This is a genomic window from Pedobacter sp. Bi126, assembly GCF_918698245.1.
Classification (GTDB): domain Bacteria; phylum Bacteroidota; class Bacteroidia; order Sphingobacteriales; family Sphingobacteriaceae; genus Pedobacter.
The window spans coordinates 341,512-357,746 of the sequence record NZ_CAKKMS010000003.1; the positions used below are offsets into that span (position 1 = coordinate 341,512).

At 38.4% G+C, this 16,235-nt stretch carries 18 protein-coding genes; 7 read left to right on the top strand and 11 right to left on the bottom strand.

Annotation, left to right across the window (positions count from 1 at the left end; all coding sequences use genetic code 11):
* Positions 1 to 52 precede the first annotated feature (52 nt).
* Both LQ201_RS11600 and LQ201_RS11605 read left to right on the top strand, forming a co-directional pair.
* Positions 53 to 1,234: a formimidoylglutamase gene (locus LQ201_RS11600; protein WP_029274474.1), complete on the top strand. Its 1,182-nt coding sequence runs from the start codon at positions 53 to 55 to the stop codon at positions 1,232 to 1,234.
* A gap of 143 nt (positions 1,235 to 1,377) precedes the next feature.
* Positions 1,378 to 2,532, top strand: a complete 1,155-nt coding sequence (locus tag LQ201_RS11605) for a TlpA disulfide reductase family protein (protein ID WP_230142510.1) — start codon at positions 1,378 to 1,380, stop codon at positions 2,530 to 2,532.
* A gap of 66 nt (positions 2,533 to 2,598) precedes the next feature.
* Here LQ201_RS11605 and LQ201_RS11610 read toward each other — a convergent pair whose 3' ends face one another.
* The 10 genes from LQ201_RS11610 to dcd form a co-directional block, all read right to left on the bottom strand.
* Positions 2,599 to 3,105, bottom strand: a complete 507-nt coding sequence (locus tag LQ201_RS11610) for an SMI1/KNR4 family protein (protein ID WP_230142512.1) — start codon at positions 3,103 to 3,105, stop codon at positions 2,599 to 2,601.
* Between the two features lie 11 nt (positions 3,106 to 3,116).
* Positions 3,117 to 4,388, bottom strand: coding sequence for a phosphoribosylamine--glycine ligase (purD, locus tag LQ201_RS11615; RefSeq protein ID WP_215129489.1), 1,272 nt, complete (start codon positions 4,386 to 4,388; stop codon positions 3,117 to 3,119).
* 75 nt (positions 4,389 to 4,463) lie between these two features.
* Positions 4,464 to 4,871 carry a hypothetical protein gene (locus LQ201_RS11620; RefSeq protein WP_230142513.1) on the bottom strand — a complete coding sequence of 136 codons (408 nt, stop codon included), beginning with the start codon at positions 4,869 to 4,871 and terminating at the stop codon, positions 4,464 to 4,466.
* Between the two features lie 5 nt (positions 4,872 to 4,876).
* A complete protein-coding gene (locus LQ201_RS11625) occupies positions 4,877 to 5,455 on the bottom strand; it encodes a class I SAM-dependent methyltransferase (protein WP_230142515.1) in 579 nt (192 codons plus the stop codon).
* A gap of 164 nt (positions 5,456 to 5,619) precedes the next feature.
* Positions 5,620 to 6,357, bottom strand: a complete 738-nt coding sequence (locus LQ201_RS11630) for a DUF2071 domain-containing protein (RefSeq protein ID WP_230142517.1) — start codon at positions 6,355 to 6,357, stop codon at positions 5,620 to 5,622.
* Entirely contained in the window at positions 6,357 to 6,767 is a 411-nt protein-coding gene (locus LQ201_RS11635; RefSeq protein ID WP_230142520.1) for a DoxX-like family protein, read from the bottom strand. Before LQ201_RS11635 ends, LQ201_RS11630 begins: the two co-directional genes overlap by 1 nt.
* 6 nt (positions 6,768 to 6,773) lie before the next feature.
* Positions 6,774 to 7,649 carry an SDR family oxidoreductase gene (locus LQ201_RS11640; protein ID WP_086548706.1) on the bottom strand — a complete coding sequence of 292 codons (876 nt, stop codon included), beginning with the start codon at positions 7,647 to 7,649 and terminating at the stop codon, positions 6,774 to 6,776.
* A 121-nt stretch (positions 7,650 to 7,770) separates the two neighbouring features.
* Entirely contained in the window at positions 7,771 to 8,532 is a 762-nt protein-coding gene (locus LQ201_RS11645; protein WP_230142522.1) for an enoyl-CoA hydratase/isomerase family protein, read from the bottom strand.
* A gap of 98 nt (positions 8,533 to 8,630) precedes the next feature.
* Complete coding sequence (locus LQ201_RS11650; RefSeq protein WP_230142525.1) at positions 8,631 to 11,321, bottom strand: carboxypeptidase-like regulatory domain-containing protein; 2,691 nt, start codon at positions 11,319 to 11,321, stop codon at positions 8,631 to 8,633.
* 522 nt (positions 11,322 to 11,843) lie between these two features.
* Positions 11,844 to 12,380, bottom strand: coding sequence for a dCTP deaminase (gene dcd / locus LQ201_RS11655; RefSeq protein WP_215129483.1), 537 nt, complete (start codon positions 12,378 to 12,380; stop codon positions 11,844 to 11,846).
* Between the two features lie 71 nt (positions 12,381 to 12,451).
* On the opposite strand from dcd, the gene LQ201_RS11660 reads away from it, so the two are divergent.
* The 5 genes from LQ201_RS11660 (at position 12,452) to LQ201_RS11680 (ending at position 15,432) form a co-directional block, all read left to right on the top strand.
* The gene (locus LQ201_RS11660; RefSeq protein WP_230142528.1) at positions 12,452 to 13,099 is read left to right on the top strand and encodes a 4'-phosphopantetheinyl transferase superfamily protein; all 648 of its coding nucleotides are present in this window, start codon (positions 12,452 to 12,454) and stop codon (positions 13,097 to 13,099) included.
* Between the two features lie 11 nt (positions 13,100 to 13,110).
* Positions 13,111 to 13,839, top strand: a complete 729-nt coding sequence (lipB, locus tag LQ201_RS11665; protein WP_230142530.1) for a lipoyl(octanoyl) transferase LipB — start codon at positions 13,111 to 13,113, stop codon at positions 13,837 to 13,839.
* A 45-nt stretch (positions 13,840 to 13,884) separates the two neighbouring features.
* The gene (locus LQ201_RS11670) at positions 13,885 to 14,610 is read left to right on the top strand and encodes an SGNH/GDSL hydrolase family protein (RefSeq protein WP_230142532.1); all 726 of its coding nucleotides are present in this window, start codon (positions 13,885 to 13,887) and stop codon (positions 14,608 to 14,610) included.
* 84 nt (positions 14,611 to 14,694) lie between these two features.
* A complete protein-coding gene (locus tag LQ201_RS11675) occupies positions 14,695 to 15,036 on the top strand; it encodes a CD225/dispanin family protein (protein ID WP_083488603.1) in 342 nt (113 codons plus the stop codon).
* Positions 15,037 to 15,432: a DUF2752 domain-containing protein gene (locus LQ201_RS11680; RefSeq protein WP_230142534.1), complete on the top strand. Its 396-nt coding sequence runs from the start codon at positions 15,037 to 15,039 to the stop codon at positions 15,430 to 15,432.
* On the opposite strand, the gene LQ201_RS11685 is transcribed toward LQ201_RS11680, so the two are convergent.
* Positions 15,433 to 16,173, bottom strand: coding sequence for an RDD family protein (locus LQ201_RS11685; RefSeq protein ID WP_230142536.1), 741 nt, complete (start codon positions 16,171 to 16,173; stop codon positions 15,433 to 15,435). It lies immediately after the preceding gene.
* Between the last annotated feature and the right edge of the window lie 62 nt (positions 16,174 to 16,235).

A 16,235-nucleotide genomic window follows, 5' to 3' on the forward strand; every position in this document is an offset into this window, starting at 1 on the left:
ATGTGGAAATACGCATTCAAAAATAGATATTTGAGCCGAGAGTTTTAAATATATGTCATTAACGGATTTCTTTTCCCCTATAAACCCCGATAGTTTTACACCCAAGCAAGGATTTTTTACAAGCCAGCTGGGGTTAAAAGCGCAGATTTACACCGAATCGTTCCCCGATTTTGAGGAGCATACCTACGATCTGGCAATTTTTGGGGTACTTGATGGAAGAGGCGCCGTTAACAATGAAGGCTCTGCCCTGGCACCCGATTATTTTAGAGAAAAATTTTATAAACTCAACGAAGGTGCTTTTAATAGCAGGATTGTCGATTTAGGCAATATTAAACACGGCGCAACCATTGCCGATACCTACATTGCCATCAAGATGGTAGTCTCGGAACTGATTAAAAAAGACATTATTCCGATCATTATTGGTGGCGGACAAGACTTAACCTATGGCCAATACCTGGGTTATGAAGATTTAGAGCAAAAAGTAGATCTGGTGGTTATTGATAACCAATTTGACATTGGCGATGACGACAATGAGGGAATTGCTACCCGTTCGGACTGTTACCTGAACAAAATTTTCCTGCACCAGCCCAATTACCTTTTCAATTTTAGCAATGTGGGTTATCAAACTTATTTTGTAAACCAGGAAAGTTTGAGCGTGATGGATAAATTATATTTTGATGTACACCGTTTGGGTGAATTTGCTCAGGACATTACCTTAACAGAGCCCATTATCCGTAATGCAAACATGATTAGCTTTGACATGGGCGCTATCCGTTCTGCAGATGCCGCAGCAAATGCGAATACCACGCCAAATGGTTTTGATGGCGAAGAGGCCTGTCGTATTGCCCGTTATGCAGGCATGAATGATAAGTTGACCTCAATTGGCTTTTACGAGTTTAATCCGGCCTATGACAATAACGGACAAACTGCCTTCCTACTTGCTCAAATGGTATGGTATTTTGTTGATGGATTTTATGCCCGCAAAAAGGATTTTCCGCTTACACCGAAATCACAATTTATGATCTATCGAACCAGCTTAAAAGACGGTTCGGGAGAAATGATGTTTGTGAAAAGCAAAAAATCAGACCGATGGTGGATGCAGGTCCCTTACCCTTCGGGGCAATCTAAAAACGAGCGCTACCACCTTGTGCCTTGCAGATATGATGATTACCAGACTGCTGTTAATGGCGAAATGCCCGATTTATGGTGGAGAACTTACCAAAAATTAAATTAAAAGCTATCCCTGAAACAGTCTATCATAATTTTACACAGCTATTTACGTTTTAGCGGTACAGATTTCTATATTTGGACAGGATTAAACTAATCTCATGAAACCATCATGATAGCTTCATCACCAATGAAAAAAATATTATACAGATGAAAAAAATATTATTATCTGCAATGGCACTATTGCCCCTTGCAGCTTTGGCACAAAAGCCATTTACAGTTAACGGCGATATAAAAGGATTAAAAACCGGAGATAAGGTTTATCTGATCTATCAGGGAGATGGCAAAAACATTACCGATTCGGCAACCGTAACAAATGGCACCTTTGCATTTAAAGGAACATTGTTAAATCCTGCACAGGGAAGTCTTTTCTTAAACAAAAATCCTTACGTAAACCGTCCGGCACAGGGTGAGAAATTAGATGCTTTATCGCTATACGTAGAGCCAGGAAATATAAAGCTAGCGGCAGCAGATTCTTTAAAGAAAGCGACAATTACTGGCTCACCGGTTAATGACGATGCAAAGAAACTAAAAGCATTAACTAAACCTGTAGCAGATAAACTTGCTGCAATTAATGCAGAATATGCAGCCTATACACCCGAGCAAAAACAAGATAAAGCTGTTATGGGCGCTTTAGGTGCCCGCTATGAAAAAGAAGCTGCTGGAATGGCTCCATTATTATTACAGTATGCAAACGGCAATCCAAAATCATTTATCAGCTTAAGCGCAATTAGCCAATTGGCAGCAGATCCTGATCAGGCAACAGCAGCAGAAAAAGCTTTTGTTGGGTTGTCGCCAGACTTGAAAGCAACTACGACAGGTAAAAAAATTGCTCAAATATTTGATGCGGGAAGAAAAACCGCTGTAGGTGCCATGGCTATGGACTTTACGCAAGTTGATACTGCAGGTAAACCTGTTAAATTATCCGATTTTAAAGGTAAATACGTACTGGTAGATTTTTGGGCATCATGGTGTGGCCCATGCCGTCAGGAAAACCCAAATGTGGTAGTGGCTTACAACAAATTTAAAGATAAAGGCTTTACTGTTTTGGGTGTTTCTTTAGATGGAGGAAATACCAGAACTACCAAAGCAGCCTGGCAGAAAGCCATTGAGGCTGATAAGTTAACCTGGACACATGTATCAGATTTAAAAGGCTGGAGCAATGAAGTGGCTCAAATGTATGGCATTCAATCCATTCCGGCTAATTTCTTAATTGATCCAACAGGCAAAATTATTGCTAAAGGTTTAAGAGAACAAGCTTTACAAGATAAACTTCAAGAATTACTGGGAAGTAAATCGAAATAAAAAAGCATTCAAAACAAAGAAAGCCCCAATTTTGATTGGGGCTTTCTTTGTTTATACGAAAACGTATTACGCAGATTTTAAGAAATCCAATACGTTAATGAAATAATTTTCAAGTCCTTCGTAAGGATCTTCTCCTGGAATCCATGATGCAAATTTCCAGTATTCCCAATCAGCATTTTCAATTACCGGCGGGATTAGAAGAAAATATTGCTCTTCTCCTAAGCCACCAATAATAATGCTTCTGGCCAGTTTAATGGCCACCTCTAGCAACTCATCATTTTCTGTCCAAATCTCGATCAGCTGTGGATCAACATACTTTAGAAATGCGACATCACTTGCTTTTGAAAACGACGGATCAACGTGTTCATTTGGCGTAGTAAATCCATTGGTAATCAACAGAAATTCTCTATAATCCATTGGAAACGTTATCCCCAGTCTTGCTTCAGCCTCTTGTATTTCGGCTAAGGTGGCAGGTTGATTGCCTAGCCACTTTGCTTCGGTTTGCTCAGGTGTAAAACTAAACTCTCCTTGTTTAATTGCGATTTCGGAGATTTTCTTGAGTACTTTTTTCAACTTATGTTCTTTTAAATTAAGTCAAAACCAATATCTTCCCTGAAATATTTTCCGTCGAAATAAATTCTACCAGCATCAGCTGTTGCTGATTGTAGAGCAGTAAACAAATCTTTTTGCAAACTGGTAATTGCAATTACCCTTCCTCCATTTGTTTTCACGACATCATTTTCTAACAATGTTCCGGCATGGAATGCGTTAGAATGACGTAGGTTTTCAATTCCGGTAATGGCTTTACCCTTCAGGTAATCGCCTGGGTAACCACCTGCCACAATCATTACAGTAGCAGCTGTTTGCTCAGAAATAACCAAACTCACCTGGTTTAATTGTTTGTTGGCAGTAGCTAAAAACAACTCTACCAAGTCGTTTTCAACTCTGGGGATCACACTCTCTGTTTCAGGATCGCCCATACGTGCATTGTACTCAATTACAAATGGCTCTTCTCCTACTTTTATCAGTCCGAAGAAGATGAAACCTGTATAATCGATATTATCTTTCTTTAAACCCTCAACTGTTGGCTTAATAATCCGTTCTTCTACTTTAGCCAAAAATTCTGGTGTGGCAAAAGGAACTGGCGAAACTGAGCCCATACCACCAGTATTTAAACCGGTATCGCCCTGGCCAATCCGTTTATAATCTTTAGCTGAAGGCAGTGTGATATAATTTTCACCATCGGTTAAAATAAATACCGAAAGTTCTATCCCGCTTAAAAATTCTTCGATTACTACTGTTGCCCCGGCTGCACCAAATTTACCGCCAAGCATCAGTTTTAATTCTTCCTGAGCCTCGATAGTTTCGGTACAGATTAACACACCTTTACCTGCTGCCAAACCATCGGCCTTTAAAACAACCGGCAATGCATGGTTTTGGAGATAAGCCAAGCCATCTTCTAAAGTTTCGGGGGTGAAAGATTTTGAGGCCGCAGTTGGAATACCATGACGCTCCATAAACTGTTTAGAAAAATCTTTACTCCCTTCTAAAATAGCTCCTTCTTTTTTAGGTCCGATAACTGGAATGTGCGCAATGGCTTTGTCGGCAAGGAAAAAATCGTGAATACCATTTACCAAAGGTTCTTCCGGACCTACTACAACGAGTTCGATGTTTTCGGTAAGCACTACTTTTTTAATGGCATCAAAATCGTTTACATTGATGTTGATGTTTGTACCATAAGCTCCTGTACCACCGTTACCTGGAGCAATAATTAGTTTATCGCAGTGCGAAGACTGGCTCATTTTCCAAGCGAATGTGCTTTCTCTGCCGCCTGAACCTAAAAGTAAGATATTCATATCGGCAAAGATAATATTTTAGTAACAAGTAGCCCAGTATGAAGTGGCAAGACTTTACGATAAAGCACTTTTGCTTTAAACAGCTCCGTATTTAAAAAATATAAAGAGGAATACTAGGCTAAAATAAGCCCAAAGAATAGAAAATATGGTATGCATGGTAGTTTCGAATAGCTTACCTTTCCACAGATCCCTGGAGTAAACAAAAAACTGAATAAAGAATCTGGTAGTCCAAAATAAGCCCAAACCGAGCGATATTTTTCTTCCAAGATCGGTCTGTATTAATTCGTTTGATGAGGTTAAACAGAGTAGGCCCATTAGAAATACGGTAAGTGCAACAAAAAAGGTATGTACCAACATCATTTGCTTGTTGATTAAGCTCAGCAATTTAAGTTCACTTTCCCAATTAAAATATCTTGGAAAAATAATGTGAATAAGCGCTAACGCAACTAAAAGAACGCCAACGATTAATAAGTGTGTTTGCATTCAAATTAGGGACAACAGTTAAAAATAGACATAAATGGTGTGAATTTCGTTTCAGAAAAAGAAGAAAAACCTGCCGATTTAAATGCTTTTCGCCAAATTCCTCGTGAGAAAAAATGTGTAAAACCAATAGAGAAGGCCATAAAATTGGACAAATCGCGTAAATGTTCTACCATAATTACCCGGCCTGTTGGTTTACATACCCTATAACATTCCTTTAAGAAAACAATCTTCTCTTGTTGCGACCTTATTTCATGTGCGGCCGATAACAGGAAGATCATATCAACGGACTTATCGGCTAAAGGAATAAAATCTGTATTTATTTGCGCTGTATCAGGAAACATCAAACTTACTTTTCTCGCCCTGATTATTGCCTGCTCTGTATGCTTCTCAGGATTGTAAAAATCGAAGACCTTTAAAGTTGCTTGCGGAAAATGACTTTTAAGAATGAAGCTTGTTTCATCAAAACCTGCGTTAATATTTAAGATTAAATCTGGATTCGAATTGGAAATACTAGCTTTTTTTAGCCAATCGAAATGATAATACCCAGAAAAGTCGTAAACATATGCAGATACTATTAAGGGCATTAAAAGACCATAAAGAAAAGCTAAAGTGATTATCCAAAATAGGACAATAGGCCATGGCATTACCATTTGACTAATTATCACTAACAATAAAGCAATAAGACCAAATAGGTAAAAATGCCTGTTAAAGCTTAAAATGTTTAACACGCCCTGAAATTTTCTTCTTTTTACTTCCATTTTTCAATTTTTCCTCTTTTCCAATAATAAGGGATGTTTTGAATATCAAAGGCATTCGCTAAAATCGGTTCATTTAGATTCAATGAATCTAAAAATCCAAAGTTATAACTGGCAATTTTTATCGGCGCTGGCTGCCAGTTTTGCCTAACCCCCTCAATAATTAAAACTTCTTTGTTTTTTTCGTTGTACGTAAATGTAAAGGGTAAAGGCCCGGCAAATCTTCTGGCTTCTTTCCAATCGGCAAATGGAGAATTTTCGGGCAAGGCAACCTCCTGATCTGTTTTATCGATTACGATTTCAAAATCAGAATTGGTTGATGTAATTTTCTTTTTGTTTTCGTTGTCAATTAGCGATATATCTGTTGTGGTATAATTGTAATGGGTAAAAATATTGCCCATAAATTCCATTTTCTTTTTATTCGTTTCTGACTTTAAAATATACAGCCCGCGAAGACTTTTTCCTGCTTTGTTCGTATAACGTACAAATACGCGATAACCGATAAGAAAAAAATCATTACCCATAAATTTAGGAAAGCCTTTTGGTCGCAAATTTTTCGTTTGAACCATCGCGATAGCAATGAAAGCCCATTCATCTTTAAAGGTATCAAGGGCTAAGCATTCTGGAATAAGATGCTCTAATTCTGCTTTTGGAACAGAAAATGTTAATACGAGAGAATTTTCAAAAAATGCATCAACTGCAAATGGATGGTTTTTCAGAAATGAGAACATTATGCTTGCTGCGTTGTTTTTTTGTTAAAAGAAAACCCATTGATAAACACAACCAGAATAAACATAAATGCAAAGAGCGAATTGAATTTCCCCCAAAGCAATAGATCTGGCGCAAGTATAAATTCGATGGTATTCATGGTGGCAACTATTACAATCTGAACAAGAGCATTTAGCTTGGTTTTGAAATTACTCAAAATCCAAATTGCCATCACAATCTCTGATATGCCAATAAGAATTGTAAAGGTATGGCTATAGGTGGGCGTTAAAATTCTGGCAACGATCTGTTCATGGCGAGGCACAAGACCTAACACTTTGCAAAGTAATCCGTTTACAAGCCAAACCAATGCAATAAACGAGGTAAGTATTCTTTGTGGTAATAATTGATTATTGCGATTGATCACATTTACCATATCACTTTATTTCGCGCTTCGTGTCATTTGTTCGAGCATATCCCACATTTCGTTCGGAATTGCTTCCAGACCATTCATCTGACCTGCTCCCTGCAGCCATTCGCCGCCATCAATGGTAATTACTTCGCCATTAATGTATCCAGAGAAATCGCTCACCAGAAATGCAGCTAAATTGGCGAGCTCTTGATGATCGCCAACTCTTTTCAACGGTACACGGTTTTTGAAATCGAATTTTTTGGCTAAATCGCCGGGCAATAAACGCTCCCATGCGCCTTTGGTTGGGAACGGACCTGGAGCAATAGCATTGGTACGGATACCATATTTACCCCACTCTACGGCCAAAGATCTTGTTAGTGCCAAAACACCACCTTTTGCACAGGCAGAAGGCACAACATAGGCTGAGCCTGTAAAAGCGTAAGTGGTAATTATATTTAAAACTGTTGCCGCTTGTTTTTCCTTAATCCAGTGTTTACCGAAGGTAAGTGTACAGTTAACCGTTCCTTTTAAAACGATATCGATAATGGATGAAAATGCATTGGCTGATAACCGTTCGGTTGGAGAGATGAAATTACCCGCAGCATTGTTCAATAGTACATCAACTGAACCAAATCTTTCTAAAGTTTTGGCCAATACGTTTTCTACCTGTGTTACTTCTCTAACATCACAGGCAACCGCCAACACTTTGCCACCTGTTTTTTCTTCCATTTCATCGGCAGTTTTTTGCAGTACATCCTGTTTTCTGCTTGTGATGACGAGGTTGGCTCCCAATTTCAAGAAATATACGCCCATTGCTTTCCCCAAACCTGTTCCTCCACCTGTAATTACAATGGTTTTTCCTTTTAAAGCGTCTTCTCTGAGCATTGGTGCATTATAACTGAACATAGTATATTGGTTAATTGGTTAAAGTTAAATTGCTGGGAATTGTTAAATGGTTAACTGTTGAAACTGGTTAATCGGTTAATTGTTGTAATTAGTTAACTGAAAACCGACAACTGCAAACGGATTACTTTCGCTGCAGGTTAGCTAAAATTGTTTTTAAAATATGGCGTGTTGCCGGCGACCACCATTGTGCTAACATTTTTTCTAAAATAGCCGACTGATCTGCAGTTACGGCAGCAATTAATTCCTCTCGGATATTTAACTTGCTTTGCGACCAGGTATTACTTTCGAGCTCCATGTATTTCTTAATCTTACGCTCGGCAGCCGTTAACAAACTTTCATTTTTCACCAATTCATCAACCAAACCGACTTTTAAAGCTTCTTCAGGACTGTAAAGTTTACCCGAAAGCAAACTACGACTGGCTTCGGCCTTACCTAACCAAAACGCATACAATTGAAAAATACTATTTGGCACAATAATACCTACTGGCACCTCATTAAGTCCAATAATATATTGTCCTTCTGCCATTACCCGATAATCGCAGGCCAATGCCATTACGCATCCGCCGGCCGGGCTATGGCCACTAATTGCGGCTACCATCGGTTTTTTAAATGAGACCATATTGGCTGTAAAACCTAAAAACAACTGCCAGAAAGATTTAGCCTCTTCTTCGTTATAGTTATAAAGTTCTACTAAATCCAATCCAGCGGAAAAGAAAGGTGCTGTACCGGTTAAAATTACTCCTCCAATGTTATCATCGGCGGTAATATTTTTAAGCATATCGTCAAGCTCGGTAATCAACTCTCGGTTTAAGGCATTCGATTTCCCTCTATCTAACGTAATGGTTGCCAGGCGGTCTTTAACACTTACTTTCATTGTATTCATATTTTAAATAGTATCAAGATTTAAGAATCTAGTATCAAGATAAATATACCGTAGCATAAACTATGCATGCATACTAATTCAAATTTATCTATTTTTCTCTATTTAACATCATAAGTGTAAACTTTTCTCGCCAAATGCCCTATAGCATCTATTCCTTCTATTACTACACGGTAGGTACCAGGTTCGTCTGCATTATAAAATTCGAATTGTGCTTTTCCGTCTTTATCTGTAACAACCTGTGGGTTCCAATAAATAGTTGTTCTGAAATCGGTCCTGCTGTTTGAGCTTGTTGCATCATATTTTGGCGAATAAAACTCTCTTGAAATCGTAAATCCTTTTGGATTAAAGGTTACAATTCCTGGTGCATAACGATCGGTACTTCTTCCCCCATCACCACGTTTAGTCGTGATAATAATTACGCCTCCTCCTCCTCTCGAACCATAAATGGCTGTATTACCGATACTTTTTAAAAGCTCAATAGATTCTACATCACTAGGAGTAACATTATCCAGAAAATCAGCTTCCATGTGCATGCCATCAACAATAATCTGTATAGGCGTATCCTGACTACGCATAAGGTAAGGTATATTACCTCTAAATATCACTCCCGGTAACCGCCCTTGCAAACATTGCGAAAGGGTAACACAGGTAGTGAGCTGATCGGCTGTCATCACGAAATCCGCTCTTCCTGCACCATTCAGGTTGGATGAGTTCTTCGCAGGGTTTTTCTTTTCAGTAATGGTTACTTCTTCTAGTTTAATGGTCCGCTCCAGCAGGCCTAAACGGGTCATCTCATTAAAATAGTTATCGCTTTCTTTAATATACTTCATCAAAGTATTATTCACATTGATATCGATATCGGCTCCATTTTTATTCTTGGTTACAATCTGCCCGGGAACGATATCAAGATTAATATCTACAAACTTCCTTTCTGTTTTAGTTCTGGCCTGAACAACAAACTTTGTACTATCGCCAAAACTTAAATTATCGAAAACAAATTTTCCTTCAGCATTGGTTACCGTATCCAAAATGTACATCGTTCCTTTTGTAGCCATAAGCATTACCTTACCACCGGGTACAGGCTTATTGCCTTTCATTACCGTTCCGCTAATGGTAATAGACTGCTCGGGTTTATAGGTAATATTCGGACCAACACCATTGATAATATTTTTCCAAAGAAATCTTCTCCAGCCCTGGGTAAGCATTAAGTTATCGAGTTCTTTTTGTGTTTGAAGATCATCCTTTAAAAAATAATGGTTGGGTTTCTCTACATAACCGCTCAAATCAGAGGTAAGTAACAACGAGGTGAGGATATTAGACTCATTATTTTCATCAGGTGTTACTTTTGCCGTATTGGTTACAGCAACAGAAAAACTACCTAAAACGGGCTTGCTGTCATTAGCAGCATCGAAAGTAAAGGCTGCTTTTCCTCTTTTTGAACCAGAAACTCCTGATGCATTAATCGATACATCAATTAGTTCGGCCTTGTTATTAATAAAAACCAACCGCTCTGCCAAAGGTTGATTGGTACTTGAAAATAAAGTAAACTGCACAATACCAGTTGGCAGGTTCTTTTTTGGGATATTGGCCACTAATACCTGTTTATCCATTTTAGCTTTCGAGCCATAATATACATTGCCCCCATGCTGTGCCACAACTTTTAGTTCATTGCCATTCACAAGATCGGCACTGGCCATAATTTTTACCACCACTTTACCTGTATCTAAAGCATTTACAGAAAGTGCATAACCACTTTTAACTGCCACAGGTAATTTAAACGTTTTTTCTGATCCATCCTTAAATTTAATCTTTGCTGAATATGACTTACCGGCCTGATTGTTAAACACAAAGTTACCCATACCTAAATAATTGGTGGCAAAACTGGTTACTTCATTTCCCCCTTCGTCTACTATCGTTCCTTCTACATCTTCACCGCGGCCATCGGCATTAACAGCTTTAATGGCAACTTTTTGGGGCAATTCTTCAACAAGTGTTCCTCCCTCTGGCATAAACTGTACATCAACATTGTTAGATGTGGAAGTGATCGGGATAGATTTGATAACTTTTTGTTTATTATCCAGTGCGATGGTCGCAATAATTTTCCCTGATTTATTTTGGAAAGACTGGTTGTTTGTGAAGCTAATTACCGCATCACCTGTTAAACTTGTTTTAACTTTACCCTTTGTAACGGTACGGTAATCTAACTGAACTTCATAACTTACTTCATTTTCACTGTAAGCCACGCCATTTTTATCTTCAAAATGAACTGTTGCCATTACTTTATCTGCATTGTTCTCTTTGGTAAAACTGTAAGAAGTTTTTGTAAAAACTTTGTTAGCCCAGCTATTTCCGATCTTAATTGTCTTATCGTAAAAGAATTCGGTGCCAAAATTCCGCATGTAATTGGTATAGGCCCTAATTCTATAATTACCCTCACCAAGTGAATCTGTTAACTTAAAATCGCCCCAGGTAATTCCTCCCATAATAGGTAACTTAACCAGTTTTTTTAGCGAATCTTTTTCATTTATCAGCTCCACATACAGGATCTTACTAATGCCCGAAGGGGCCGAAGTCTTGGTATTTACAACATAGGCTTTGAACCAAATATCGTCGCCAATGGCATAATAAGGCTTATCTAAGTGAAGGTGAACTTTTTCTTGCGGATTTTTACTGGTATAATCTTCGAGTTTTTGCAAGAGCTGACTAAATGGATCATCATCCATTTTAAATGCGGCAAAAACAATAAGTAAAGATAGAAAACTGATTGCGAGAGTAATTTTGAGTTTCATGTGGTTGGGTAACAAATAAATATGTGTCAAGGTACAAAACCTAAGGCATATTTTTATGAAGATACCATGAAATTTAGTTTCAATCTAAATTTTTAGTTCACAGTTAGAGAAACACCTTAATTCATCAATATGGATTTGAAAATGGGGTGCCTTTTTTTATCGGGACCACAGCAAATGGCAGGACTAAAGTAACCACAGCACACCAGCTTTCATTTCCAAAACAAAAAAAATTATAGGCTATTGATTTGGAAATGAGGGGTTCTGAGCGTTTGGCAGCCACGGCCCCGCTTTACGCTTTACTTCGTTGCACTCCGTGTTTGCTTTAATCGGGTTTAGGGACAATGTTTAGTGCCAAGAGACTAAAACCGCTAATCATAAACCCGACAGCAGCGGCGGCTCCCGATTCCTTCTATCGGGACCACAGCGAACGGCGGGGCTAAAGCAGCCATAGCACACTGGCTTTCATTTCCAAAAAAGAAAAAGATACCAGTTTTCAATTGGCTGTTGGCAGTTAAGCAATCTCTAAAACTTGTTTTTCCACATCATGCTTTCTACCGGCCTGGTGGTTTTGTTGTTGTACTTAGCATTGCCCTTCGAATTGTACATCGTTTCGATCTTACCTTCAACAACAAAATAAATCAATTGGCCAATAGGCATTCCGGCATAAATTTTTACTGGTTGTGCTACTGATATTTCTAATGTCCAGGTATTACAAAAACCAACATCTCCTTTACCTGCCGTTGCATGGATATCGATACCTAAGCGGCCGGTACTGCTTTTACCTTCTAAAAAAGGCACATGTCCGTGTGTTTCGGTATATTCTAAAGTAACACCAAGATATAGCGTACCTGGATGAAGGACATAACCATCTTTAGGGATTTCGAAATGTTCGATTTCATTGTGCGCTTTCGCATCGAGCACACGGCTTTTATAAGTAGCCAGGTATTTCCCTAAGTGCACATCATACGAGTTGGTTCCTAAACATTCGCGTTTAAAAGGCTCAATGATGATTGTTCCCTTCTCAATTTCTTCTAATATCCTGCTATCAGATAATATCATTTTTATACGTATTTTTGGCCTAAATTATCATTTATTTAAGATAATTTTGCATGTAATCTCCAATTTAATCAATGCCAATAATTTACAATAAAAATATTGATCAGCATTCTGTTTTAGCAATTTGGAAAATTGAAGAAACGGAGGAAGAATTGTTGGCCGGACTGCAGCTTAAGCAGCATGAACATGACATTATCTCGTCATTAAACAGCGGCAAGCGGTTACTGCACTGGTTAAGCACAAGATTACTATTGAGAACAATGCTTAATACAACGGAGTATATCGACTGTCAGTTTGATGAACATGGCAAGCCCTATCTGGTTAATTTCGACTATCATATTTCGTTAAGCCACTCTTATGATTATGCGGCCGTAATGATTAGCAAAGATCATGCTGTAGGTGTCGATATCGAACTGATTAAGCACAAGATAAAAAGCATTAAACACAAGTTTTTAAGCGATGTAGAACTTGCTCAGAAACAGATTGGAGATAATACGGATGGCTTATATGTTGCGTGGTGCGCTAAAGAAGCTATTTATAAGTGGCATGGCAAAAAAGGTTTAGAATTTAAACAGCATATCCATATTAAACCTTTTAAGCTAAAAAAAGAAGGCTCACTAAATGCATTGGTAGAACTGCCAACAGGTACGCGAGAGCTGACCGTTAATTACTTTAAAACCAAAGACAGTTACATGTTAGGCTATGTAGCCAGCAATTCTTAAAATAAATGGAGATGAACGAGACAGCGGAAAAAGCAATTGCGACAGATTTAAAGCCAACTATTTTTACAGACTGGGGCTTAACAGACTATCAGGAAGCCTGGGATAAACAGGAAGACCTGTTAAATAAAACGGTGGCCATTAAGACAGAAAACCGTGTAAACAATACCAATAAGCCTACCCCAAACCATCTTGTATTTTGCGAGCACCCACATGTTTACACCTTAGGTAAAAGCGGGCATCCCGAAAATTTATTATTGGATGAGCAGGGATTAAAAGATAAACAGGCAACCTACTATAAAATAAACCGGGGCGGCGATATTACTTATCATGGCCCGGGGCAGCTAGTGGGCTACCCTATTCTTGATCTTGATAACTTCTTTACCGACATACATTTATATCTGCGCACGCTGGAAGAAGCCGTTATCCTTACCTTAAAAGATTATGGGATAGAAGCTGGCCGTTATCCTGGTTTTACGGGGGTGTGGTTAGATGCCGATAACGAAAAGGCTCGTAAAATATGCGCCATGGGTGTTCGTTGCAGCCGTTGGGTTACCATGCACGGTTTTGCCTTTAATGTAAATGTAGATTTAGATTACTTTAAAAATATTGTACCATGTGGTATTGATGATAAAGCTGTAACTTCTTTAGCAAAGGAGCTGGGTTATCATCTTGATATGGAAGAAGTAAAAGGAAAATTAAAGAATCATATTGCCAAGCTCTTTAAAATGCAGCTGATTTAATTGGTTGAGTAAAACTAAACCGAACGCTAATTCGTAGATTAAACTATGAAGATTTTATTAAGCGCCATTTTATTTTCTTTCTTAACTTCGGGCTGCACAAAACAACAGCCTATGCCTATTGAACCCGTTACTGACCGAACAAAAGCTTCTTCAAATGGAGAAAGTAATTTTACATATCTGGCACTTGGCGATTCTTATACCATTGGCGAATCGGTTAGACAGGCAGAATCTTTTCCTTATCAGCTTCAAAGTTTATTAAAAGCTCAAAGTAGCAGTGTAGCAAATCCAAAAATTGTTGCGGTTACCGGTTGGACTACCGATGAACTTCAGGCAGGTATAAAAAAGGAGAATTTAACAGGCGCATATAGTTTTGTTACGCTCTTAATTGGTGTAAACAATCAATATCGGGGTTATCCGATAGATACGTACAAAAAGGAATTCACAGAATTGTTACAAACGGCAATCGCTTTTGCCGGAGGCAACAAGAATAAGGTTTTTGTAGTTTCTATTCCAGATTGGGGCGCTACGCCCTTTGGCCAAAACTCGGGGCGAAACCCACAAACGATTGCCAATGAAATCGATAGCTTTAACGCTGCAAATCAAGAAATTACGCTTTCAGCTGGCGTAAACTATACCAATATTACCCCCTCATCTCGAAATGCAGCAACTGATTTGTCGTTAGTGGCGAGCGACGGATTGCACCCAAGTGCTAAAATGTACGCAGAATGGGCAACCGCTTTATTACCAAAAGTGGCAAATGTATTGAAATAATTAAACGTTTGTTTATGCTGTTTTTAAATTAAAAAATATATTTTAGTTTAACTATTTAAATTAATATACTTAAAAGTTGATACTATGGAAGATCAAAAACCTCAAGAACAAGCACCCTTCGGTCAGCAACCGTTTGGACAAACACCATTCGGAAATCAAGGCCCAGCACCAAAGAACTGGCTTGTAGAATCAATTCTGGTTACATTATTCTGCTGCCTGCCTTTTGGAATAGCTGGTATTGTAAATGCAGCTAATGTTAATAGTAAATATGCCATGGGCGACTATGCAGGGGCTCAGGCAGCATCTCAAGCCGCCGGCAAATGGACAAAAATTGGATTCTTTATTGGAATTGGAGTTTATGTCTTATATATATTATTTTTTGTGGTGCTAGGTTTTGGCGGTGCCATGATGAGTAATTACAGATAGATGAAATTAACGTACATCTTAGGAATCGTTATAGGGTTAGCACTTGTGATAATTTACTATAAATTTAATCCTGAGATGTACAATTTCTTCCCAGAATGTCCTTTCCACAAATATTTACACCTCGATTGCCCTGGTTGCGGTTCACAAAGGGCAATACATGCCCTGCTCCACCTGGATATTAAAAAAGCTGCAGGATATAACCTACTCCTTGTACTCAGTTTACCACTACTCATTACCCAGCTGACTTTCAAAATTTATTCTTTTTCAACAAAGAAGAACCTGGTGATGCGCTTTTGGTATAGCCCAAATACACCTAAAATAATTTTTGCTATCGTAATGATATTCTGGATCGCCAGAAATTTGCCCTACTCACCATTCAACTATCTTGCTGCTTAGCTAGGCCATTGTAGCAGTAAGGTGATTATAATCTTTTAGCACCGCCTCTAAAAACTGTAACTCATTCATCCCGCTCGGAATAGTTACAAAAATGTGTTCTTTGGTTTTAGACGCCATGGCATAAATTAAATCAGCATTCCCAGTTTGGTAATAGCCGGTTAACACTTCGTGAATTAGTTCTATATCTCTATCGTTTAAATGCAGAACTTCCTTAAACTGCGGCTCATATTCTTCAGGTAAATTAAAACTGAAAGCCACGTTGGAAAATTCGGTTCTTGGTTTAGTTTTAATCAATGTCGTTTTTGCTAATATATCACCCAATCTTTGATGGTTTTTGGTTACTGCTACAGAAACCAGTGCTACAACGCCCCATCCAAACGGGAAGCCGAAATCGATCATCCGAAATAACCACCTAAAAATATACTGTCCAAGTGTTGGTTGTGTACCATCAATACTAATTACTTTTATCTTTAACACCTTCTTTCCTAAAGTCTGGCCATCCATGGTGATTTCGCAAACCAGGTCGTAGAGAGCAAAAATTGCCAGGAAAATAAAGAAAATAACTATCGCAGCACTTCCTGACATCGCCATCTGTGCAGCGCCCATTACCACTAAAGTAATTATAGCGAGAATTAGAAATCCAGCCAGATCGATACACCTTGCAGCTATACGCTCTCCAAGGCCGGCAATTTCGTAATCAATATCAATATTTTGAGCAGTGCTAATTCTGATACTATCCATATTCAAACATAATTTTTTTTAAAGATAAAGCTGTACGCCGATCTTTATTTTTTAAACTAAAG

Coding starts and splice junctions, on each gene's coding strand:
- dcd (WP_215129483.1), bottom strand. CDS start 12,380: ATGATATTATCTGATAGCAGGATATTAGAAGAAATTGAGAAGGGAACA.
- LQ201_RS11660 (WP_230142528.1), top strand. CDS start 12,452: ATGCCAATAATTTACAATAAAAATATTGATCAGCATTCTGTTTTAGCA.
- LQ201_RS11675 (WP_083488603.1), top strand. CDS start 14,695: ATGGAAGATCAAAAACCTCAAGAACAAGCACCCTTCGGTCAGCAACCG.
- LQ201_RS11630 (WP_230142517.1), bottom strand. CDS start 6,357: ATGTTCTCATTTCTGAAAAACCATCCATTTGCAGTTGATGCATTTTTT.
- LQ201_RS11650 (WP_230142525.1), bottom strand. CDS start 11,321: ATGAAACTCAAAATTACTCTCGCAATCAGTTTTCTATCTTTACTTATT.
- LQ201_RS11645 (WP_230142522.1), bottom strand. CDS start 8,532: ATGAATACAATGAAAGTAAGTGTTAAAGACCGCCTGGCAACCATTACG.
- LQ201_RS11605 (WP_230142510.1), top strand. CDS start 1,378: ATGAAAAAAATATTATTATCTGCAATGGCACTATTGCCCCTTGCAGCT.
- LQ201_RS11670 (WP_230142532.1), top strand. CDS start 13,885: ATGAAGATTTTATTAAGCGCCATTTTATTTTCTTTCTTAACTTCGGGC.
- purD (WP_215129489.1), bottom strand. CDS start 4,388: ATGAATATCTTACTTTTAGGTTCAGGCGGCAGAGAAAGCACATTCGCT.
- LQ201_RS11685 (WP_230142536.1), bottom strand. CDS start 16,173: ATGGATAGTATCAGAATTAGCACTGCTCAAAATATTGATATTGATTAC.
- LQ201_RS11640 (WP_086548706.1), bottom strand. CDS start 7,649: ATGTTCAGTTATAATGCACCAATGCTCAGAGAAGACGCTTTAAAAGGA.
- LQ201_RS11620 (WP_230142513.1), bottom strand. CDS start 4,871: ATGCAAACACACTTATTAATCGTTGGCGTTCTTTTAGTTGCGTTAGCG.
- LQ201_RS11600 (WP_029274474.1), top strand. CDS start 53: ATGTCATTAACGGATTTCTTTTCCCCTATAAACCCCGATAGTTTTACA.
- lipB (WP_230142530.1), top strand. CDS start 13,111: ATGAACGAGACAGCGGAAAAAGCAATTGCGACAGATTTAAAGCCAACT.
- LQ201_RS11680 (WP_230142534.1), top strand. CDS start 15,037: ATGAAATTAACGTACATCTTAGGAATCGTTATAGGGTTAGCACTTGTG.
- LQ201_RS11635 (WP_230142520.1), bottom strand. CDS start 6,767: ATGGTAAATGTGATCAATCGCAATAATCAATTATTACCACAAAGAATA.
- LQ201_RS11625 (WP_230142515.1), bottom strand. CDS start 5,455: ATGCCCTTAATAGTATCTGCATATGTTTACGACTTTTCTGGGTATTAT.